24 protein-coding genes, 2 tRNA genes and 1 pseudogene are annotated in these 20554 nt (G+C 62.5%); 10 read left to right on the top strand and 17 right to left on the bottom strand.

From position 1 onward, the window contains the following. Positions 1–1339: pseudogene (locus A3728_RS18470) on the bottom strand (hypothetical protein); the annotation flags it as partial. A 225-nt stretch (positions 1340–1564) separates the two neighbouring features. On the opposite strand from A3728_RS18470, the gene A3728_RS18465 reads away from it, so the two are divergent. Then, complete coding sequence (locus A3728_RS18465; protein WP_067927214.1) at positions 1565–2269, top strand: SIMPL domain-containing protein; 705 nt, start codon at positions 1565–1567, stop codon at positions 2267–2269. 109 nt (positions 2270–2378) lie between these two features. On the opposite strand, the gene A3728_RS18460 is transcribed toward A3728_RS18465, so the two are convergent. Both A3728_RS18460 and A3728_RS18455 read right to left on the bottom strand, forming a co-directional pair. After that, positions 2379–3233: a DUF481 domain-containing protein gene (locus A3728_RS18460; RefSeq protein ID WP_067927210.1), complete on the bottom strand. Its 855-nt coding sequence runs from the start codon at positions 3231–3233 to the stop codon at positions 2379–2381. Between the two features lie 121 nt (positions 3234–3354). After that, a complete protein-coding gene (locus A3728_RS18455; protein ID WP_067927207.1) occupies positions 3355–4302 on the bottom strand; it encodes a LysR family transcriptional regulator in 948 nt (315 codons plus the stop codon). A gap of 118 nt (positions 4303–4420) precedes the next feature. Between A3728_RS18455 and A3728_RS18450 the strand changes: the two genes are divergently transcribed. After that, the gene (locus tag A3728_RS18450; RefSeq protein ID WP_236628184.1) at positions 4421–4618 is read left to right on the top strand and encodes a hypothetical protein; all 198 of its coding nucleotides are present in this window, start codon (positions 4421–4423) and stop codon (positions 4616–4618) included. Between the two features lie 70 nt (positions 4619–4688). Here A3728_RS18450 and A3728_RS18445 read toward each other — a convergent pair whose 3' ends face one another. From A3728_RS18445 to A3728_RS22900, 5 genes are all read right to left on the bottom strand, one after another. Next, positions 4689–5981, bottom strand: coding sequence for an O-acetylhomoserine aminocarboxypropyltransferase/cysteine synthase family protein (locus A3728_RS18445; RefSeq protein ID WP_067927202.1), 1293 nt, complete (start codon positions 5979–5981; stop codon positions 4689–4691). Between the two features lie 62 nt (positions 5982–6043). Beyond that, the gene (locus A3728_RS18440) at positions 6044–6331 is read right to left on the bottom strand and encodes a DUF1330 domain-containing protein (protein ID WP_067927198.1); all 288 of its coding nucleotides are present in this window, start codon (positions 6329–6331) and stop codon (positions 6044–6046) included. A 67-nt stretch (positions 6332–6398) separates the two neighbouring features. After that, positions 6399–7403, bottom strand: coding sequence for a hypothetical protein (locus A3728_RS18435; RefSeq protein ID WP_067927195.1), 1005 nt, complete (start codon positions 7401–7403; stop codon positions 6399–6401). 149 nt (positions 7404–7552) lie between these two features. Further along, positions 7553–8056: a hypothetical protein gene (locus A3728_RS18430; RefSeq protein ID WP_150120880.1), complete on the bottom strand. Its 504-nt coding sequence runs from the start codon at positions 8054–8056 to the stop codon at positions 7553–7555. Positions 8057–8710: 654 nt separating this feature from the next. Further along, positions 8711–8794: transfer RNA gene (locus A3728_RS22900), tRNA-Tyr, on the bottom strand. A gap of 113 nt (positions 8795–8907) precedes the next feature. Here A3728_RS22900 and rlmB point away from each other — a divergent pair. The 3 genes from rlmB (at position 8908) to A3728_RS18415 (ending at position 10739) form a co-directional block, all read left to right on the top strand. Further along, positions 8908–9684, top strand: a complete 777-nt coding sequence (rlmB, locus tag A3728_RS18425) for a 23S rRNA (guanosine(2251)-2'-O)-methyltransferase RlmB (RefSeq protein ID WP_067927186.1) — start codon at positions 8908–8910, stop codon at positions 9682–9684. A 9-nt stretch (positions 9685–9693) separates the two neighbouring features. Beyond that, positions 9694–10029 (top strand): hypothetical protein, encoded by a 336-nt coding sequence (locus A3728_RS18420; RefSeq protein ID WP_067927183.1) that lies wholly within the window; start codon positions 9694–9696, stop codon positions 10027–10029. Positions 10030–10271: 242 nt separating this feature from the next. Next, a complete protein-coding gene (locus A3728_RS18415) occupies positions 10272–10739 on the top strand; it encodes a CoA-binding protein (RefSeq protein WP_067927179.1) in 468 nt (155 codons plus the stop codon). A gap of 24 nt (positions 10740–10763) precedes the next feature. On the opposite strand, the gene A3728_RS18410 is transcribed toward A3728_RS18415, so the two are convergent. From A3728_RS18410 to hisA, 3 genes are read right to left on the bottom strand one after another with little or no spacing between them, the layout of a single operon-like run. Further along, a complete protein-coding gene (locus A3728_RS18410; protein ID WP_067927175.1) occupies positions 10764–11078 on the bottom strand; it encodes a phosphoribosyl-ATP diphosphatase in 315 nt (104 codons plus the stop codon). Further along, positions 11075–11836: an imidazole glycerol phosphate synthase subunit HisF gene (hisF, locus tag A3728_RS18405; protein WP_067927171.1), complete on the bottom strand. Its 762-nt coding sequence runs from the start codon at positions 11834–11836 to the stop codon at positions 11075–11077. The genes A3728_RS18410 and hisF overlap by 4 nt, the downstream gene beginning before the upstream one ends. 50 nt (positions 11837–11886) lie before the next feature. After that, positions 11887–12606 (bottom strand): 1-(5-phosphoribosyl)-5-[(5-phosphoribosylamino)methylideneamino]imidazole-4-carboxamide isomerase, encoded by a 720-nt coding sequence (gene hisA, locus A3728_RS18400; protein WP_067927167.1) that lies wholly within the window; start codon positions 12604–12606, stop codon positions 11887–11889. Positions 12607–12740: 134 nt separating this feature from the next. Here hisA and A3728_RS18395 point away from each other — a divergent pair, with 134 nt between their 5' ends. Both A3728_RS18395 and A3728_RS18390 read left to right on the top strand, forming a co-directional pair. Next, positions 12741–13127, top strand: coding sequence for a DUF2147 domain-containing protein (locus A3728_RS18395; protein WP_067927165.1), 387 nt, complete (start codon positions 12741–12743; stop codon positions 13125–13127). Positions 13128–13274: 147 nt separating this feature from the next. Next, positions 13275–13670: a DUF2147 domain-containing protein gene (locus A3728_RS18390; protein WP_082850868.1), complete on the top strand. Its 396-nt coding sequence runs from the start codon at positions 13275–13277 to the stop codon at positions 13668–13670. A gap of 34 nt (positions 13671–13704) precedes the next feature. On the opposite strand, the gene hisH is transcribed toward A3728_RS18390, so the two are convergent. Together hisH and hisB are read right to left on the bottom strand one after the other, a co-directional pair. Continuing rightward, complete coding sequence (gene hisH, locus A3728_RS18385) at positions 13705–14343, bottom strand: imidazole glycerol phosphate synthase subunit HisH (RefSeq protein WP_067927163.1); 639 nt, start codon at positions 14341–14343, stop codon at positions 13705–13707. A gap of 3 nt (positions 14344–14346) precedes the next feature. Beyond that, positions 14347–14934 (bottom strand): imidazoleglycerol-phosphate dehydratase HisB, encoded by a 588-nt coding sequence (hisB, locus tag A3728_RS18380; RefSeq protein WP_067927160.1) that lies wholly within the window; start codon positions 14932–14934, stop codon positions 14347–14349. A 142-nt stretch (positions 14935–15076) separates the two neighbouring features. Between hisB and A3728_RS18375 the strand changes: the two genes are divergently transcribed. Together A3728_RS18375 and A3728_RS18370 are read left to right on the top strand one after the other, a co-directional pair. Then, entirely contained in the window at positions 15077–15316 is a 240-nt protein-coding gene (locus A3728_RS18375; RefSeq protein WP_067927157.1) for an Lrp/AsnC ligand binding domain-containing protein, read from the top strand. After that, positions 15316–15672 (top strand): hypothetical protein, encoded by a 357-nt coding sequence (locus A3728_RS18370; RefSeq protein ID WP_067927154.1) that lies wholly within the window; start codon positions 15316–15318, stop codon positions 15670–15672. The genes A3728_RS18375 and A3728_RS18370 overlap by 1 nt, the downstream gene beginning before the upstream one ends. A gap of 3 nt (positions 15673–15675) precedes the next feature. Here the strand turns inward: A3728_RS18370 and A3728_RS18365 are convergent, their stop codons facing one another. Continuing rightward, on the bottom strand, positions 15676–16662 hold the full coding sequence (locus A3728_RS18365; protein WP_067927151.1) for a response regulator transcription factor: 987 nt from the start codon (positions 16660–16662) through the stop codon (positions 15676–15678). 225 nt (positions 16663–16887) lie between these two features. After that, a tRNA-Gly gene (locus A3728_RS18360) sits at positions 16888–16962 on the bottom strand. A gap of 318 nt (positions 16963–17280) precedes the next feature. Here A3728_RS18360 and A3728_RS22895 point away from each other — a divergent pair. Further along, entirely contained in the window at positions 17281–17757 is a 477-nt protein-coding gene (locus tag A3728_RS22895; RefSeq protein ID WP_150120879.1) for a hypothetical protein, read from the top strand. A 356-nt stretch (positions 17758–18113) separates the two neighbouring features. Here A3728_RS22895 and A3728_RS18350 read toward each other — a convergent pair whose 3' ends face one another. Both A3728_RS18350 and ctaD read right to left on the bottom strand, forming a co-directional pair. Next, a complete protein-coding gene (locus A3728_RS18350; protein WP_067927131.1) occupies positions 18114–18428 on the bottom strand; it encodes a bactofilin family protein in 315 nt (104 codons plus the stop codon). Between the two features lie 139 nt (positions 18429–18567). Beyond that, positions 18568–20238, bottom strand: coding sequence for a cytochrome c oxidase subunit I (gene ctaD / locus A3728_RS18345; RefSeq protein ID WP_067927128.1), 1671 nt, complete (start codon positions 20236–20238; stop codon positions 18568–18570). Positions 20239–20554 lie beyond the last annotated feature (316 nt).

Below are 20554 nucleotides of genomic sequence, written 5' to 3'. Positions count from 1 at the left end.
GGCTATCCCCGCCTGCCTTGCCGCGCCGGCTGGCGAAGGGTTGCGCGCTTTTTTCATCGCGCGACGCGGTGAGGGAGGGCGAGGCGCCCCCGCTGGTGTCTGCCCGGCGCGAAGCACCGCCGAGCGAGGGCAGCACAAAGGCAGACGTTTCGGCGTCATCCCTGTCTTCCGAGGTCTCCGGCTCCTCGTCCTCCACAGGGCGGGCGGGGCCGCGCAAGGAGGCAAAGGCGGCTTCGGGGCCGATGGGCGCGTCAAGCCGCTTTGAAACCGGTGCATGGGTGGCTGGCGCGACGTTGCTATCCTCTGCCGCGGCGTTTTTCTGCTGCGACAGCGACGCGCGGCCAACCGCCGTGGTCACGGTGCGAAACCCTGCGAGCAGGCGCGCCTGTTCATCCGCGCTGGGGGGCGCCATGCCCGTGTTGGGCATCTGCGGCACCTCTGTGGGTGTCTGCGGTTGCGGCGCTTCGGGCGGTGCCTGTGGCGTGGGCACCTCCGTCGGGGTGTCGGGGCCCTCCGGGTCGCTGGGTTGCGGCGCGGGTTCTGGCTCGCTCGGCGGGCGTTCGCGGGGGCCGTCCGGCTGGTCGGGTTCGGGCGTACGGTCCGGGATCTCTTCGGGGTCGCGATCGGGCGCTTCGGAAGGCGGCTCTGCCGGGGCGGGATCATCGGGCTGCGGAGTCGTGGCCGGTTCGTCCGGCTGGGTTTCATCCGGGGTTTCCGGGCGGAAGCGATCGGGCACGCTATCAGGCTCCGGCGCGGGGGTTTCCTGCGGGTCGGGCTGCGCTGGCTCGCCGTCCGAAGCGGATAGGGTCACAGGGGTGGTATCGGGTTCCACCTGTTCGCCGGGCGACAGCAGGGAAACGGCGGCCCGGGTCACGCCGAAGAAGGGTTCCCCGCCGAAGTCGTTCTCCTCCGGGGCGGCGACGAAGCTTACCGGGCGGAAGCCATGTTCGACGGCGAAGGCTTCGGCCTCCGTCAGCGTTTCGCGTGCGACGGCGGCGATGTGGGTTTCATCCCCCTCGGCGGAAATGTCGTAGATCAGATCGGACACCGCATAGGGCGTGGCGCCTTCCAGTGCCTTGGCGGCGGCCGCGCGGCGCGCCTTGGTATCCGCGCCGGGGGTCTCGATCGTCATGTAGCGGATCTGGCTGTTGGGCACGAGGATCTTGCAAAGCGCATCCGGCGATTCCAGCCGGTCTGCCTCTGCGCGCAGCGCGGAAAGCGCGCCCGGCATGTCCGCGTCGTCCAGCGCGACCTCTCCGACAAGTTGCCAGCCGGCCTCGGTGCGGTGCAGAACGCGGATGCCCTCGAAGGACAGGGATAGGGTAAATTCAGGCTTCATCGTCACAGGACCTGCTGGTTGCGGGACATCGCGAAGGGGGCCTTCGCGGCCTTTGGCGCAGAATAGAACAGCGGCGCGCCTATGGGAAGGGCGGCAGGCGGGATCGCGCCGGTTCCCGCGCACTGTCCCGCCCGGTGGGGGGACGGGTCGCGGAAGGGGTTGCAAGTGGCGGCGCAAGGCGCAGTCTGGCGGGCATACCGGTCACGCAAAAAGGAGGGCGCGGGAATGCAACGAACACTGAAATGGGCCGCAGCGGTCTGGCTGCTGGCGGCGGGCGCCGTCTGGGCGCAGGACGCCGAACGCGGCGTGATCGTCACGGGGGAGGGCAGCGTCACGCTGGCCCCGGATACGGCGACAATCACATTGGGCGTGACGGAGCGCGCGCCCGAGGCGTCAGAGGCGATGACTGCCGTGACCGGCGCGGTGGCGCGGATCGTGGCGGAACTGGATAGCCTGGGGATCGCGGCACGGGACCGGCAGACCAGCCGCTTCTACCTGCGGCCCGTTTTCGGCGATCAGGAACCGCTGCGGGAAAGCGGCCCCGCCGTGGTGGCCTATGAGGCGGGAAACTCCGTCACCGTGCAGGTCCGTGACCTGACGCAGGTGGGTGCGGTGCTGGATGGCGTCCTGTCGGTGGGGGCGAATGACTTTCAGGGCATCGCGTTTGAGCTGCGCGACGATACCGCCGCCCTGGCGGAGGCGCGCAAGCGCGCGGTCGCCGATGCGATGCTACGGGCCGAAACGCTGGCCGATGCGGCGAACCTGAACCTCGGCCCCGTGGTGCGGATCACGGAATCGAGCCGGGGGCCGCGGCCCGCGCAGATGGAAATGGCCCAGATGCGCAGCGATATGGGGGCCGCTATCGAAAGCGGAGAGGTCACCGTCCGGTCGGACGTGACGATGGTCTTCGAGATTCTGCCCACGCAGTGAGGCGGCGGCGCATCCCGAGAAACGGAGAGGGAGGACGGGTTACCCCGCCCTCCCGGAAATCGCGATCGGCCCGAGGGAGGTACCTTTCGCGATCTTTGACCGGCTTCGATCAGAAGCCCAGCACCAGCGAGACGCCGATGGTGTTGTCGGTGGATTTCAGGCCCGGTGTCGGGTCTGTGTTGTAGTCTGTCCGGTAGCTCACGCGGGTGGACAGGTTGTCGGACATGCGGAAGTTCACGCCTGCGTCGTTCGACACGACGGTGTTGGTGTCGGAACCCAGGATGTCGGTGTCCATGGTGAAGGACACTGTTTCGTTGAACCCGTAGAAGTAGCGCGACGCTGCGATGAAGCCGACTTCGGTCTCATCCACGTTGTTGACATCTTCGTAGTAGCGCACGCCGGGGCCTGCCTGAACACGCCATGCGTGGTTCGGCTGGTTGAAGACGCGGTAGCCGGGGCCGAAGCCGATGAAAGCGTCGGTTTCTTCGCCGTTGATCACAGCACCGGTGTTGGAGGTCAGGAAACCGTCATACTGCACGCGGGCAAGGCCGAAGGCGTAGAACTGGGGGGTGAAATAGCGGCTGCCTTCGTAGGTGGCAAAGAACTTTTCTTCGCTCTTGCGGCCGTTGGACTCACCATACTCAAGGGCAAAGCCGAAGAGGTGGTTGTAGTCGCCGATACCATAGGTCAGACGGCCTGCGCCGGAAATTTCGCCGGTGTCGGTGTTGCCGTCGGTGCCGGAGGCCGACAGCGCGAAGGAGCCGCGGAAGCCCTGGGCCACGCCGTTGGGTCCAAAGCGCTCTGCGTCGGTACCACGGCGCAGGTCACGGTTCACGTCGGTGGTGATATCGTCGATGTCGTCGTTCAGCGTCTGGATGCCGGTGACACGGCTCTGCGCGAAGGCAGGGGCCGCGACGGCAAGTGCGAGCGCGGAGACCGCAGCGATCTTGAGGGTGTTCATCATGGGGTCGTTCCTTTCCCAAAAAAGGTGACCCGATCGTTTGCAAGGATCGGGAGCATCTCTGCTGGAGGGGCATATAGGAACGTCTCAAACCTAAGTTAAATTCAAAATAATCATGTTTGTATCAAGCATTACTCATGGAACCTTTTCCGTCCTCGCCCAATCTGCCGACGGAATGGACTTCGCTGAGTTCGGCCAGCCGGTCGAGCAGCGCCTCCTGCTCGTCCTCGGCGCCTTGGGCGACGTGCAGAAGGCTCTGCTTGGCCACTCGGGCGATGTCCGGATCGAGATCGTCGCGCCAGACCACATGGACGGGATAGGAGAATCGCGGCGCATCGGGCACGAGGTGCAGCCGCCCGGCATCAAGGTATCGTTGCACCGAACGCGCAGGCAGATAGGCAGCAGCGCGCCGGTTCACGATGTAGTCGGCCCCCAACGACCCGAGGGCGAGCGTCAGCCCGGTATTGGCCAGATGCGGCATGCCGATCGCATGGGCATGGGTAAATTCGGGGCCCCAGTCGATAAAGATGTAACGGCCGTCGACCTCCGGCGCGGGATCGGACCAGGACGCCACGAGGATCAATTCGTCCTCCATGATCTTGTCGACCTCCAGCCCCGGGCGCAGCTGTGGCGTATAGGTGAGCCCCGCCTGAATGACCCCTTCGATCAAAAATCGGGTAAGCCTGTCGGGCATCCCCACCTCTGCGCGCACCGAAAGGTCCGGCAGGCGCTTTTGCAACTCGTCAATCCAGCGGAACCCCATGCGCGGCCAGAGCGAATATTGCGCGCCGAGCGTGATCGTCTGGCTGAACCCTTCGGGGATGGCGATCTGGGCACGCGCCTCTTCCCAGATCTTGAGCAGGCTGAGCGCGTAGCGTTCAAATTCCTGCCCCGCCGGGGTGAGGATCGCGCCCGCCTTTGACCGGGTAAAAAGCAGATGGCCAAGGCTGTCTTCGAGCCGCTGTATCCGCAGGCTGACGGCGGATTGCGTGACGAACAGCCTGTCGGAGGCCGAGACGAAGGAGCCGGTGGCGGCGACCTCCATGAAGGTTTTGATAAGGGTAATGTCCATAGGCGCAGATGTATAAGCGAAACTGCCTTTAACGCCAAATATTTTTCGTTTTCCTAATTCATAGCCACGCTTTAAGTCCCCTCATGCCGCAAGGAAGCGGCGAAAGAGGAGAAAGACCATGATGAAACTGCGTAAGACGATCGCCGTTCTGGGTATCACCGGCATGCTGTCGGGTGTGGCCGCCTGTTCCACGGAAAGCGTTGTGGACAACACGGTTGGCGCGACGGGCTTCGTTGCCAAGACAGCCGTGAAGGGCACGATCGGCGCCGGCAGAATGGCGGTGAAGGGCGCGAAAAAGATTGCCGGAACCGAGTGATAGCACCGGCAGACCCTGCCACGACATCTGAACCGGCGTGCACTCGCACGCCGGTTCTTTGTTTTGGGGGTCAGGAAACCGCTTTGGTCAGCGCCTGATCGAGATCGGCGATAAGATCATCCGCGTTCTCCGTTCCGATGGAAACGCGCACGATGTTCGGCCCGGCCCCCGCCGCGATCTGCTGGTCTTCGGAAAGCTGCCGGTGGGTGGTGGACGCCGAATGAATGATGAGCGACCGCGTATCCCCAAGGTTCGCCACATGGCTGAAGATCTCCAGCGCGTTCACCAGCTTGATACAAGCCTCGTAGCCGCCCTTCACCGCGAAGGTGAAGAGACCACCCGCCCCGCGCGGGCAGACCTTTTCCACGCGCTTATAATAGGGTGAGGATTTCAGCCCGGCGTAGGTGACGTAATCAACGCGGTCGTCCTTCTCCAGCCACTCGGCCACCTTGGTCGCGTTCTCCACATGCCGCTCCATGCGCAGCGACAGCGTTTCGGTCCCCATCAGCGTGTAATGCGCGGCCTGGGGGTTCATCGTCATGCCCAGATCGCGCAGCCCGATGGCGATACCGTGGAAGGTGAAGGCAAGGTTGCCGAAGGTTTCGTGGAACTTCAGCCCGTGATAGGCAGGCTCCGGTTCGCTGAGCGAGGGGAACTTGTCGCTGGCCGACCAGTCGAATTTCCCTGAATCAACCACGCAGCCGCCGGTTACCGTGCCGTTGCCGGTGAGGTACTTGGTCGTCGAATGCACCACCAGCGTGGCGCCGTGTTCGATGGGGCGGCACAGGAACGGCGTGGCAGAGGTATTGTCGATAATGAGCGGAATGCCCGCTTCGTCGGCAATGTCGGCGATGGCGCGCACGTCCATGATGTAGCCACCCGGATTGGCGATGGCCTCGCCGAAGACGGCGCGGGTGTCATCGTCGATCGCCGCGCGCACCGCATCCGGATCGTCGAAATCAACGAAGGTGCAGGACCAGCCGAACCGCTTGATGGTATGGCTGAACTGGGTGACCGTGCCGCCATAAAGACGGGTGGAGGCGACGATGTTCTTGCCCGGTCCCATCAGGGGGAACAGCGCCATGATCTGTGCCGCGTGACCCGAGGAGCAGCATACCGCGCCCACACCCCCTTCAAGCGTGGCGATACGTTCCTGCAGCACGGCGACCGTGGGGTTCGTCAGGCGGCTGTAGATGAAGCCGACTTCCTGAAGATTGAAGAGCGCCGCGGCGTGATCGGCATCGCGAAAGACATAGGCGGTCGTCTGGTAGATCGGTGTCTGCCGCGCGCCGGTGGCCGGGTCGGGGCGGGCGCCCGCGTGAATCTGAAGCGTGTCGAAACCGTAAGTGGGGCCGTCGGTCATGGGGGTCTCCTCCTTGAAGCTGGCCGAATGGTTAGGCGATCGGCCAGCCCCAGACAAGGATGCTATAGGCCCTCGACCAGGATAAGGTCGGTCTCGGAACAGGTTTCGCGCAGCTTCCGCGCCTCGGTGTATTCGGGCGACTCGTAAAAGGCGCGGGCGGCATCCATGCTGTCGAACTCCACCACCACCGTCATCCGGCCCAGATCGCCTTCGCGCATCTCGGGGTCGGGGTTGCGGACAAGCGGCCTGCCGCCATGCTTCTGAAGCGCTGCGCCCGAGGCGGATTTGAACCCCTCGAACGTCTTGGCGTCCTGCACCCGAATGTGCGCGATAAGATATGCTTTCGCCATCGTCCCCTCCCGATTTGTTGAAGGGGGACAGGATAGCACAGGCTAGGGCGTTCCCGAAGCGGGGGCGTCAGCGCATCCAGAAGCCGTTGGACTTGATGCGGTTGCGGATCGCCTGTTCCTTGCGGGGCAGGGCGTTCTGATCGAAAAGATCGCGCACCTTCGCACCGCGCCCCTGATAGACCATCCGCTTGATCGCATTGGACCCCTTGAGCACCTTTTTCAGCTTGTTGGGCGCGGTGATGGTTTCCAGCACGTCGATCACCCGGTCGCTTTCGCGGGCATAGAGCAGCGGCAGCAGGCGATAGTGGCAGGTAACATCGCCATCCAGCAGGCCGGGCGGCAGGCTGTCCCTCCCGCCGCCCAGCGAATGGATCACCAGCGGCAAGGCGACCTGATCGAGCCAGGGATCGAAGGATTGCGCGCAAAGCTCCACCGGGGGGTCGTCGCGGATAGCCAGCGCGTAGTCGGTAAACCTCTGCCCGAAGACATGGGGGCACCGATAGAAGAAGTAACCGGCGTTGAAATAGAGATACCGCTGCCAGTACTCATCCGGCTGGCCCAGATCGAGGCTGGAGGCGAAATCCAGCCCGAACTTGTCATAGAGCGATTTCCAGAGCCCCGCGTATCCCGGCCCGTAAACCTGTGGCTTCGGCCATGTATCTTCGCGGCGGAGCGACGCGCCGGGGCGGTCGAAGTCAAAGGGTACGGAGGCCAGATCGCCCGTCACCAGCGTATCGGTATCGAAAAAGACGAAAGGCTCGCCCTCGGGCAGGGCCTGCAACATTTCGATCTTGTTGCCATAGGGATAGGCCGCGCCGAAATGGCGGGAGACGAAGGGCACGAACTCCGCCCCGAGGTCGGCCAGTGCTGCGCGCACATCAGGCTCGGAGATGCGCGGGTCCTTCGGCCAGAGCGGCCCGGGTTGGGGTTCCGCGATGAAGAGCCTGCCGGAAAACGACGGGCTGGAATGGCGCAGGGAAGCTGCGAAGAGCAGCGCCTCATAGGCAAGGCGCCCGTCCTGTCCCACGACCACGACGTTGAAATTTTGGCCCGAGGGAGAAGAGGATACCATTTTGCCCGCGCTGCTCTTTTCGTTTTTTCGCAACTATAGGCGCAATGGTTCAATGGCAAAAGCGTGCATTTGGGGGCACGTGGGGGGGGGTGAATGGAGAAAAAGGGTGGACGACTTTGGAGGGCCTGCCCATCCGGCAAACTTTGTCTTCAGACGTCATTCATGTGGGGCGGGTTTGCGCAGAATTTCTGCAACATCGTTGACGGTGAAATGGCGGGGATCTCTAGGTTTCGCCATACGGAAGGACCCTTGGCGCGTAGTATATTTTCTTTGGCCTCGAACTGTTTTACGCCAAACAAGTTCCCACGCTCCAAGGCCCAGCGTTCCAATGCTGCCAAGTTAGCTGGAGCGAAGAAGCTAGTGCAGTCCATGTGGTAATGCGCGGCTATGCGAAGTTGCTCTTCGGCTTGGCGCCTCTTCTCCGAATACCTTTGATAATCCGCCTTCGATACGCTCGATAGTTTCAGTAAGGAGTCGAGTGCCGACCTTGCAAAAGCAGGCTTGGCTCGGCAGCCGTCTAAGAAACTTAAGCCTTGAACGCCTCGGCTCTGAAGGTCTTTGCGGGCATCGTCATTCAGGACTTCTCCCAAAATCACTCTGGCTGGTTCTGCAAGGTCTTCAGTGTTGGCGGCGAGCTGGAGCATCTCTTTCAAGATAGGCACCCCCTCTGAGAGGACTCGTGCTCTATTCCTACATTCGCGCTCACGTATCAATCGGTTGCGGTTCTTGTCGATTGTCTGCTTTTTCACGGCGTCGAACTTCGCGGCACAACAATTTCCGCAGGGTGCTCGTTGACCGTTGCTGAGGATCGCAAAATATCCATCCCTGTGTGACCGATGGACTATACAAAACGCACAGTCGACTTGAGGTTCAGCCCTATACGGAATGTCGTCGAGGTCGACCATCTCCACACCTAGAGGCTTAGTCGGGACAACGTTGTCCTGCGCTAGAGGGTCGGTGATCAAAAATGTGGAAGGATTTGATAATGCCATGAGCCACTCCGAATCTGCCGCGCAACATAAAGCTGCGCTACATATCGGTGGGGGTCAAGGTATTTTGTGCTTATCCCTGCAATTTGCACCATATCTAGCGGTGCTAATTTCAAGGGTCAAGGAGAAATCGCGTCTGAGCGATTATCTCTGGGGGGCGAGGCTTTATTTTTCCGACATCTTTGTAGCGCCTCCATTCAATTAGAGTGTGTTGGAAAAAAGTGAAAACCGTACCGCGACAGACAGAAATGGGCTGGGGGCCGAATATCATGGTCCACTTGCGGGTTGTTCAGTCGGAGTCATCGGTCTTAGGGAAAGTGGTGGGCGACCCTGGAATCGAACCAGGCGTGCGTCTCCGCGAGGGAGTTACAGTCCCCTGCCACACCTTGCGGCCTGTCGCCCACTGCGCCGCGACGCATTGCGCCGGACGTGGGGGCGTGATTACTAGCGGGCCAAAGGTGCGTCAAGGCGAAAACGAAGCCGCATCGTCCACTCGGAACATGCAGGTGCGAGAGATGAAAAAGCCCAAGTGGGTCGTCCAGAAAGAGCAGGAAAAGAAGGCCGAGGCGAACGCGACGCTCTGGCTCTTCGGGCTGCACGCGGTGCGCGATGCGCTGGCCAATCCGGCGCGGGAAAAGCTGCGCCTGATGGTGACACCGAATGCCCAGGTCAAGCTGCAGGATGCGATTGACGCGGCCGGAATCACGGCGGAAGTCGTGGACCCGCGCAAGTTCCGCCCGCCCATCGATCCGGGATCGGTGCATCAGGGGGCGGTGCTGGAGGTCAAACCGCTCAACTGGGGCCGGTTGGAAGATGTCTGCATCGGCGATGCGGCACCCCGGGTGCTGCTGCTGGACAGGGTCTCAGACCCGCATAACGTCGGCGCGATCCTGCGCTCGGCAGAGGTGCTGGGCGCTTCGGCGGTCATCGGCACGCGCCATCACGCGGCGCCCGAAACCGGCGCGTTGGCCAAGACGGCGAGCGGCGCGCTCGAACGGCAGCCCTATCTGCGGGTGCGCAACCTAGCGGATGCCATCCGCAGCCTGCAGAACATGGGCTACCTTGTCCTCGGCCTCGACGGGGAGGCGGAGCAAACCGTAGAAAGCGCGGTGGAAGGGCGCATGGACCGGCCCATCGCGCTGGTTCTGGGTGCCGAAGGCCCCGGCCTGCGGGAAAAGACCCGCGACACCGTCGATATGCTGGTACGGATCGACGCGGCGGGCACATTCGGGTCGCTCAACGTCTCCAATGCGGCGGCAATCGCCTTATATGCCACGAAAGAACACCGTTAAGGAGACCGCGTGGCCTATCCCACGAAGATCGCGACCTGCTGTTATTGTGCCAGCCGTACCGTCCTGACGCTGGATCAGGCCCGGCATGAGTTGACCTGCACAAGCTGCGGCGCCCCGCTGCGGCAGCTCAAGCAGATGCCGCGCGAAAGCGCCCCGGCGCGGCCCGCCATCTCTCACCAGCCCGCGCCCGTGCAGCGCAAGGAAAAGCCCGTGCGGATCCGCGCCCCTTACGACTCCGCGCCGAAAAAACAGGCCCGGAAGGTCGCGAAGCGCAAACCACGCAAATCATGGCTGCGCCATTTCGCTGAGGAAGCTTTCGATATTGTCGAGGACATTTTTGACTGATCCCCGCCGAAAGGACGGAAAATCGGCGGAAACCGGCGCATTTCCGTCCGAATTCGAACATCCCGGCGCCCAAGGCCTTTGATCCGCCTCATCAATACCTACCTCAATTACAGGACGCGCGATCTGGAACCCCGCGCGACACCCTACTGTCCCTCGTTCCGTACCTATGCGCCCCGGTCACGACTTGGGGCGCCTTTTTTTGCGCGCTTCCGTTCGGGGCCGCTGCGGGCTAAGAATTTGGCATGGGCTATTCGGACGAACACCTCAGGGACGTACTGAAAAGGACGCGGCGCATCGCGGTGGTGGGCGTTTCCACCAATCCGGTGCGGCCCAGCTTCTACGTGGGGCGATACCTCGCGCTGAAGGGCTATGACGTGGTGCCGGTCAATCCGGTCTATGCGGGTGAAACGCTGTTCGGAAAGACGGTCGTCGCCACGCTCGCCGAGGCGGGGGAGGGCGTCGACATGGTCGATATTTTCCGCCGGTCGGAGGCGGTGCCGGAGGTGGTGGAAGAGGCGCTGGCCGATTGCCCGGATCTGCGCACCATCTGGATGCAGATCGGCGTGACCCATGCCGAGGCCGCCGCCAAGGCGGAGGCGCGGGGGATCGACGTGATCCAGGATCGCTGCCCCAAGATCGAATACCAGCGCCTTTTCGGCGAGTTGCGCATGGGCGGTTTCGCCACGGGGATCATTTCAAGCAAGCTGTGAGCGCCGCAGAAGCCGCGCGGTTGCTCAGCGACCCGCTTTCTCCGCGATGCCGGAGCGCGATTGCCGACGCTCCAGCTCATCCAGCACGTTCCCCAGCGGCACATCCCGCGCCGCCAGCATGACCAGCAGATGATAGAGCACATCCGCCGCCTCGCGCGTCAGCGCGTCGCGGTCGCCGCGCACGGCTTCGATGATGGCTTCCACCGCTTCTTCGCCGAATTTCTCGGCGCATTTTTCCGGGCCCTTGGACAAAAGCTGCGCTGTCCAGCTGCTGTCGGGATCGGCGGTCTTGCGGGCGTCGATGATCGCGGCAAGCTCCGCCAGCCTGTCGGTGCTCATGTCAGCCTCATGGGGATGCCGGCGGCAGCCATATGCTGCTTGGCCTCGTGGATCGTATAGGTGCCGAAGTGGAAGATGGAGGCCGCGAGCACGGCGGAAGCGCCACCTTCCAGCACCCCTTCGACCAGATGATCGAGCGTGCCGACCCCGCCCGAAGCGATGACCGGAACATCGACCGCATCCGCGATGGCGCGGGTCATGGGCAGGTTGAAACCCGCCCGCGTACCGTCGCGGTCCATGGAGGTCAGCAGGATTTCACCGGCCCCCTTCGCGGTGACGGTGCGTGCGAATTCGACCGCGTCGATGCCCGTGGGTTTGCGCCCGCCGTGGGTGAAGATTTCCCACCTGTCGGGGGCGACGGTCTTGGCGTCGATGGCGCAGACGATGCACTGGCTGCCGAACTGGTCGGCGGCGCGCGCGATGACGTCGGGGTCGGCCACGGCGGCCGAGTTGAAGCTGACCTTGTCAGCCCCCGCCAGCAACAGCGCCCGCACATCCGCCGCCGAACGGACGCCGCCGCCCACCGTGAGCGGGATATAGCAATGTTCTGCTGTGCGGCGCACGAGATCGAACATCGTGCCGCGGTTTTCATGGGTGGCGTGGATGTCGAGAAAGCAAAGTTCGTCCGCGCCGGCGGCGTCATAGGCGATTGCGGCATCGACGGGATCGCCCGCGTCGCGCAGCCCGACGAAGTTCACGCCCTTGACCACGCGGCCATCGGCCACGTCGAGACAGGGGATGATGCGCGTCTTCAGCATGGGGCTGCAATAGCGGCGGAGGGGCGGGGGGGCAAGATCATGCCGCGCGCTCAGGCGGACAGAAGCTTCAGCGCCTGCGCCAGATCGATGGCCCCGTCATAGAGCGCGCGCCCGCTGATCGCCCCTGCGATGACGCCGGTCTGTTTCAGCGCGGAGAGGTCATCGAGCGATGAGACCCCGCCAGAGGCGATGACGGGGATGGAAACCGCCCGCGCCAGCGCCGCCGTCGCATCCACGTTCGGCCCGCCCATCGCGCCGTCCCGGTCGATGTCGGTATAGATGATGGCCGCGACACCGTCGTCGGCGAAGGATTTGGCCAGTTCGGTGGCGTCCACGTCCGTCCGCTCGGCCCAGCCCTTTGTCGCCACCTTGCCCGCGCGGGCGTCGATGCCCACCGCGACCTTGCCCGGAAAGGCGCGCGCGGCCTCGCGCACGAGCGCGGGATTCTCGATCGCCACGGTACCGAGGATCACCCGGGCGAGTCCCTTTTCGATCCATGCCTCGATGGTCGCCATGTCGCGGATGCCGCCCCCCAGTTGGGCGGGCACGTCGCAGGCCTTCAGGATCGCTTCCACCGGGGCGGCGTTCACGGGGCGGCCAGCAAAGGCACCGTTGAGATCCACCAGATGCAGCCATTCGCAGCCCGCCTCGACGAAACTGCGCGCCTGTGCGGCGGGATCGTCGTTGAAGACCGTTGCGCTGTCCATCTCGCCATGGATGAGGCGCACGGCCTTGCCGTCCTTGAGGTCGATAGCGGGGTAGAGGATCATCTGGGCACGCCCTTCTGCACGGTTTGTCGGCGGTTTTGCACGTTGCGTCACGATATGCAAACGGACCTTAGGTCAACCTTGCCTCGCGCGGGGAGGATGGAGTGTGATGCCGCCCAGATCGGGAGGAGAGATCAATGAAGAGACTTATCGCGACGACGGTTCTGGCCCTCGGACTGGCCGGGGCGGCACAGGCAGACCCGGCACTCGGCATTTGGCAGACTCAGGTGGACGACGGGTCCTATGCCCATATCAAGATGGTGCCCTGCGGCAACGCGGTCTGCGGCACGATCGACCGGACGTTCAACAGCTCCGGCGAGTACAAATCCGAAAATATCGGCAAGCAGCTGGTGCGCTCCATGGTGCCGGATGGCAAAGGCAACTATGCCGGGCGGGTCTGGCGGCCGTCCAACAACAAGGTCTACATCGGCAAGATGACCGTGAACGGTGACCGGCTGAAGCTTTCGGGGTGCATCGCGGGCGGGCTGCTCTGTTCCAAGCAGACATGGGCGCGCGTGCAGTAAGCGAAGAGGCTACGGCAGCAGGATCGAGGCGTCCTGTCTGACGGCAAAGCCACCCCGGCATTGAGAAAAAGGGCGCGGAGGAGTATCATTCCTCTGCGCCCTTTGCATTTTCAGGGCGCCAAGTATCGCTTTGGGGAGTGATGCGGGATGGCATTTGGACGTACCATATTTCTACTTTTGTTCCTCGGCTGCGCGGGGGCTTTGCCCGCATGGGCCGAGGTGGCGCTGGGGCTGTGGCGCACGGCCCCCGATACCAACGGGCGTGTCATGCAGGTGCGCGCCAAGCCCTGCGGCGAAGAGCTCTGTGTCTGGGTGGAGCGTGTGACCGACCGGCGCGGCATCGACAAGCGTTCCGGCGCGGTAGGGCGGCGCATGGTCTGGGACATGGCCCAGCAGGAGGATGGCAGCTATCGCGGCAAATTCTGGGACCCCAAGGTCAACAGGGTGTTCGACACCCGCCTGTCGGTGGACGGCAACCGGATCCTGCTGCGTCCCTGTGATGCCCAGCAATGCCGGGAAATGACCTGGCAGCGAATCCGCTAGCCTTGGGAACGGCCACCGCGCCAAAAGGCGTTCGTCAGGGGGACCATGACAGGAAATTGGAGATGAGGCGCAGGCCCGTCGTCTGGCTCTTTTCCGGATGGAATTGCATGCCGATCATCGTGTCGCGCCCGATCACCGCCGTGACCGCCCCGCCATAGTCCACATGGGCCAGCAGGTGATCCCGCGCCGCGACCTTCATGTGATAGCTGTGCACGAAATAGGCGTGATCGCCTTCCGCCAGCCCGTCGAACACGGGATGGGCCGCATCCAGCACCAGATCGTTCCACCCCATGTGGGGCACCTTCAGCGCCGTGTCCGAAGGGACGATGGGCACGACTTCGCCGTCGATCCATCCCAGGCCCTCGGTCGGGGTGTATTCATGCCCCAGCCGCGCCATGAGCTGCATGCCCACGCAGATGCCCAGAAACGGGCGGCCGCGCCCGATGACGGCTTCCTCCATCGCGGCGTGCAGGCCGCCCGCACCGGAAAGGGCCGCCATGCAGGCGGGGAAGGCCCCGTCGCCCGGCAAAACGATCCGGTCCGCCCGCGCCACCACATCGGCGTCAGAGGTGACCACGACCTCGCCCGCGCCTGTCTCTCGCGCCATGCGCTCGAACGCCTTGTGGGCCGAATGCAGGTTGCCGGATTCGTAATCGACGATGGCGGTCAGCATTGATCAGAGCGCGCCTTTGGTGGAGGGCACTTCGCCTGATTTCCGCGGGTCGATCTCCACCGCTTCGCGCAGGGCGCGGGCGACGGATTTGAACGTCGCCTCGGCGATATGATGGCTGTTGAGCCCATGCAGCATGTCGATGTGCAACGTGATGCCGCCGTGGGTCGACAGGGCCTGAAAGAATTCGCGCACAAGTTCCGTATCGAAGGATTTGATCGCGGGGGTCGGCATGGCCACGTTCCAGATCAGGAAGGGCCGCGCAGACAGGTCCAGCGCCGTGCGCACCAGCGCGTCATCCATCGGCAGCAGGCAGGCGCCATAGCGGCGGATGCCGCGTTTGTCGCCAAGCGCCTGCGTGAGCGCCTGGCCAAGCGTAATGCCCACGTCCTCAACCGTGTGGTGATCGTCGATATGCAGGTCGCCCGTCGCCCGGATCTTCATGTCGATCAGCGAATGGCGGGCCAGTTGGTCCAGCATGTGATCAAAGAACCCCACACCGGTTTCATTGTCGTAGCTGCCCGTACCGTCGAGGTCGATTTCCACGGTGATGTCGGTTTCCGCGGTCTTGCGGGTCAGGGTTGTGCGGCGCATGGCGTGTCCTTCGGTTCCCGGCTCGGCGCCCTTATAGCAGGCGCGTCCCGCAGGCCAAGGCCGTTCGGCCCGGACCCATATCGCCATTGCAGCGCACCCCCCCATGTGTCAGCCTGTGGCGATGCAGTCGAAAGGTACCCGCATGTCCACCTGCGTGTTCATCCAGATCAGATGCAAGCCCGGCACCACCTACCGTGTCGCCGAGGAGATTGCCCTGCGCGAAATCCATTCCGAACTCTATTCGACCTCCGGCGAATATGACCTGCTGATGAAGCTCTACATCCCGAAGGGGGAGGACGTGGGCGTTTTCATCAACGACAGGCTGCTGGACATAGAGGGGATCGAACGGTCGCTGACCACGATGACCTTCAAGGTCTTCTGATGCGCAGGTGGGCCACCGTGCTGGCCACTGCGGCCCTGCTGGCCGTGTCTGTCGGGGCAGGCCCCGCCGCGGCCCAGCCCAAGGTCTACAGCGGGCGCGAAGCGGCGGCGCTGCGGTGCTCCAACACGCTGGCGCTGACGGCGGTGGCGCTCAACGGGGCCGAACTGATGAGCGATATTGAGAAGGACCTGATGATCGAGATCACCTATCTGATTCTAGATCGTCATGTGAGCGGCACCTGGCATCAGAAAAAGCAGGCGCTGCGCCAGGTGAGAGACCGGCGCAGCGTGGAAGAGACGTTGCAGGATTATCAGCGCAACGCGGCCCGCTGCCTGCGCCAGTTTCCCATCAACTGAACGCTAGACCGTCAGCCCCTTGAGCATCCGCTGGGTCGCGCGTTCCGCGGCCTCTTCCTGCAGCTTCAGCTTTTGGCGGCGGTCGATCCGGTCGAGCGCGCGATCGAAGGTTTTGCGGACCCGCTTGGTCCGGCTGGCGTTGGGCGGCATGGGCCCGCCCACGGAAACGGTGATCTTCATGGGCCGACCGTCGTCATAGACCGCACCGCTCTGCTGCAACACTTTGGTGAGGCTTTTCTCGATCTCCGGCCAGGAGGGCATGGAGTCCTGCGAGGTGATGCAGAGGAACGTGCCGTTGCCGTCATAGGCCATGAGCAGCTCGGGGCAGGCGATCACCTCGGCCAGCGCATCGGCGACTTCGGTCAGCGCGATGGCGAATTCATGGCTGGTGCAACTGGCGAAGAACGGCCCCACGTGATCGATCCGCGCGGCAAAGACCACCCGTGCGCCAAGGTGGTTCCGCTCCAGCTGTGACAGGTAGTTGCCCAGCGAGAAGGGCAGCACCATGTGTTCGGTATGGGCCAGCCGCACGCTGTCTTCCAGCGCGAAGTCGGGCACCTGCGGGGCTGCCTCCGTCACCCCGTGCGGATCGAGCAGCGGCGTAGCCTGCGCGCTCTGGAAAAGGCGCTGGGCCACATGGACGCGGTTGGCGATCTCCTTCACGTCGAAGGGTTTTGTCACGTAGTCGTTCGCCCCGGCGGCAAAGGCCTGTTCGATCGATGCGATGTCCGTCTTGGCGGTCAGCATCAGGATCGGCGTGTCGCGGTATCCCGGAATTCTCCGCACCCTCTGGCACAGCTCGATTCCGTCCATTTCTGGCATCATGATGTCGAGCAGAAGGAATTCGTAGAGTTTCGGTGCCTCGCGGATCATCTCCAGCGCTTCGCTACCGGACGCGGCGATGTCGATAGAAGGAATACCGGCTTCGGCGAAGACCAGTGGCAGCAGTTCACGGATGAAATGGTCGTCATCGACAGCAAGAATGCGCATATTCTCGTCCTCTGTGGGTCATTGCCGCGCCCCAACCCGACGGCAACTGAATTTCTGACGTTAATGTTACAGCAGAACTGGACGAAATTGTGGCGAACATTCATCTTTTAGTTGAGGAATTGTGTTAACGAAGTGGGCGGAAGCTGGGCAACGGCTGACCCCCGAAACGCAAAAGGACCGCCGAAGCGGTCCTTTGCGATCCTGCCGGGTACGCAGGAAACCAATTGGAGCGGGCGAGGCGATTCGAACGCCCGACCCTAACCTTGGCAAGGTTATGCTCTACCCCTGAGCTACGCCCGCATCCGTTGGTGCCGGTGAGATACCCATAGCAGCCCGGCGCCGCAAGAGGGAATTTGACCGCCGGCCGCAAAAATTTTTGCGGCGTCCTCATTGTATTGGTTGCCCGCGAGGAGTGAATATACCGTCGGGGTGTCGGTCGCCGAATTTTATATGGGAACCTAGCCAGACTTTACCGCATAAAGTAGCGGGGTCTGATCCGAGTTTGGAGGGCGTGGATGCAGATTTTAATAATGTCGTTGGTTTGCGGATACCGGGCCCCCGTGTTTTGGTATTTGTTGGGTAAACATCAGTAAATAAAGTTAGTTTATAGGCACCATCATGGAACACACCAAGCAGAAACATATGACAAATCGGAACGTTCAGATCGGAAATATTTGCGCGCAGTTTGCGCACCTCGAACTCCTGCTTGCTCATGCAATCTGGTCAGCCCTAAATTTAACCGAAAAGGTAGGGCTCAAAGTCACTGGGAGGCTAGATATTGAAATGAGGGCCAAATTAGCGGTCGAGCTTTGTCAAGAGCTCGGCAAACCGGGCCCAGTCGTTGATGAACTAAAGAAAGTTCGCCGGGAACTCCAAGCTTCTCATATCATAGAGCGGCGAAACAGCGCAATTCACGGCCATCGATTTCCGGATCCTGACGAGCCTGGCGCCGAAATTGTTGTGGTGCATCGAGGCAAGGATGCGGGGATTAAAATTCGACGAACAGATGCTCAGCTTGCGCAGCTTGGAAAAGATATAGCAAGCCTTCACAAGCCACTGTTAGCGGCAATGGCAGCCGCCAATATGACTTACTGATTACTAGGTCGCGACCTTAGACTATTTCGTTGGCTGAAGTCTAACTCGCCAAGTTGCTTTTTGCGATTTCATCGTTCGTTCGATGCGCCGCAAAAGACTGCTTGCCGTGAAAGTACCTTGTTTCCTAATCCGTGCCGAAAGTTGCATCGAGGCGGACAGCCCCCTGAGTTGCCGCGGCGGCAAGTTACGAAGCTTGCATACCTTCGGCTGACCACATGGCCATCAACCGAATTTAAACCGCCCTAACTTATCCCTCAGGTTCATTCTAGGTTGGAACAATGAACGACGTGATGGAATGTAATGACCGGTAAAGTCTGTGGACAATCCACAAACTTCGTGACCGGGGCAGGGGGCCTTCAGCGCCCGCTGATCTGGATGGAACCGGCCACCCGCGCGCCGCTTTGCGTGCTCAGCGTCTTGGCCGAGATGTCGGCCTGAACCGTACAGGACGAGGCCAGCGTGAGATCCTCGCAGGTCAGCGAGCCGTTGTGCCGCCCGTCGATGGAGATCGATTTCGCCGTGAGTGCCCCCTTGATGGCGCCGTTCTGGGTGACGGAGACCGAGAGCGCGGTAACATCGCCGGTGATCTGCCCCTTCACTTCGATCTGGCCGTCTTCGGAACGGATGTCGCCCTCGATGGTCAGGTCTTCTTCGATAACTGAATTCGCCAATTTGATAACCCTCTTGAACTATGAGACCGAATGTAGCCGCAATATCGCCTTTTGAACAGTTCCGCCACGGGGGCAGGACAAGGCAAAGGGGCCCCGACCGCCGTCGGAGCCCCTTTGATCGTTTTGACGCATTGCCGCCTTAGTGGTTCGGCATCTTGTCCCATTCTTCCTGCTTGGGAAGAATTTCGAAAGTATGCTCCGGCGGCGGGCTGGGCAGGGTCCATTCCAGCGTATCCGCATATTCGTTCCACGGGTTGTTCTCCGTCACCTTCGCGCCCTTGAGCAGCGTGTAGGCGATCACACCGAAGAAGAAGAGGAACGACAGGCCCGAGATCAGCGCGCCCCAGCTCGACACCAGGTTCCATGTCGCGAAGGCGTCCGGGTAGTCGATATAGCGGCGCGGCATGCCCTGACGGCCAAGGAAGTGCTGCGGGAAGAACGTCAGGTTGGCCCCGATGAACATTGCCCAGAAGTGCAGCTTGCCGGCCCATTCGGGATACATGCGGCCCGACATCTTGGGCAGGTAGAAGTAGATACCTGCGAAGATGGCGAAGACGGCGCCAAGGCTCATCACGTAGTGGAAGTGCGCAACCACGTAGTAGGTGTCGTGATAGTAGCGGTCCACGGCGGCCTGGCTCAGCACGATGCCGGTAACGCCGCCCACGGTGAAGAGGAACAGGAAGCCGAAGGCCCAGAGCATCGGCGTCTTGAACTCGATCGAGCCGCCCCACATTGTCGCGATCCAGCTGAAAACCTTCACGCCTGTGGGCACCGCGATGACCATGGTGGCCAGCATGAAGTAGGCCTGCTGGTTCAGGGTCATGCCCACGGTATACATGTGGTGCGCCCAGACGACGAAGCCCAGTGCGCCGATCGCGATGATCGCCCAGACCATCGGCAGGTAACCGAAGATCGGCTTGCGCGAGAAGGTCGCGATGACGTGGCTGATGATGCCGAAGCCCGGCAGGATGATGATGTAGACTTCCGGGTGGCCGAAGAACCACAGGATGTGCTGGTACAGCACCGGGTCTCCGCCCCCTGCGGGATCGAAGAAGGCGAAACCGAAGTTACGGTCCATCAGCAGCATGGTGATCGCACCCGCCAGAACCGGCAGGGACAGCAGAATCAGCCACGATGTAACGAAGATCGACCAGGAGAACAGCGGCACCTTGAACAGCGTCATGCCGGGGGCGCGCATGTTCAGGAAGGTGGTGATCATGTTGATCGCACCCAGGATCGACGAGGCACCGGAGACGTGGACCGCGAAGATCGCGAAGTCCATCGACATCCCGCCCTCTTTCACCGACAGCGGCGGATAGAGCACCCAGCCCACACCGGAACCGGCCTGACCGTTACCCCCCGGCGCGAGGACCGAGATGACCGCAAGCGTCGTACCGCCCACGTAGAGCCAGAAGCTCAGGTTGTTCATCCGCGGGAAGGCCATATCGGGCGCACCGATCTGCAACGGCATGAAATAGTTGCCGAATCCACCGAAGAGCGCCGGAATCACCACGAAGAACATCATCAGGATGCCGTGACCGGTGATCAGCACGTTCCAAAGGTGGCCATTGGGCGTGCAGGTCGCCTCCGACGCGAAGAGACGCGCGCCTTCCATGCACATGTACTGCACGCCGGGATAGGCGAGCTCGTGGCGCATGTACATCGTGAAGGCCACCGAGACGAAGCCGGCGGCAGCGGCGACGATCAGGTAGAGAATACCGATGTCTTTGTGGTTGGTGGACATGAACCAGCGCGTGAAGAAGCCGCGCTCATCGTGGTGGTCATGGCCGTGGATGGCTGCGTCTGCCATGCGGTCCCTCCTGGGTTATGGTTGCACGCAAGCGCCCGCACGGGCGTGCGCTGCTGTCTCGGGGGGTGTTTTAGGCCGAACCCGCACGGGGAGCAATGGGCGCGTTTGCCGCAGGGAAGAAGTTTTCCGCAGGCGCGAAAGCCCCTTCAGGGAGCTTGCGGAAGGGGCCGGGCAGGGGGTGTATCCCGCTGCGGGGCAGGGCGCACGGCATCGCCGAAGACCTGTTCGAAGGTCGCGCGCAGCGCAACGTCTACATCCGCCATCGTCACCGGCAGGCCCAGATCGACCAGCGAGGTGACCCCGTGGCGCGTGATGC

The sequence above is a fragment of the Sulfitobacter sp. HI0040 genome (assembly GCF_001634885.1).
Lineage (GTDB): Bacteria > Pseudomonadota > Alphaproteobacteria > Rhodobacterales > Rhodobacteraceae > Sulfitobacter.
Note: the sequence above shows the minus strand (reverse complement) of the source record. Positions and strands in the feature narration are given on the sequence as shown.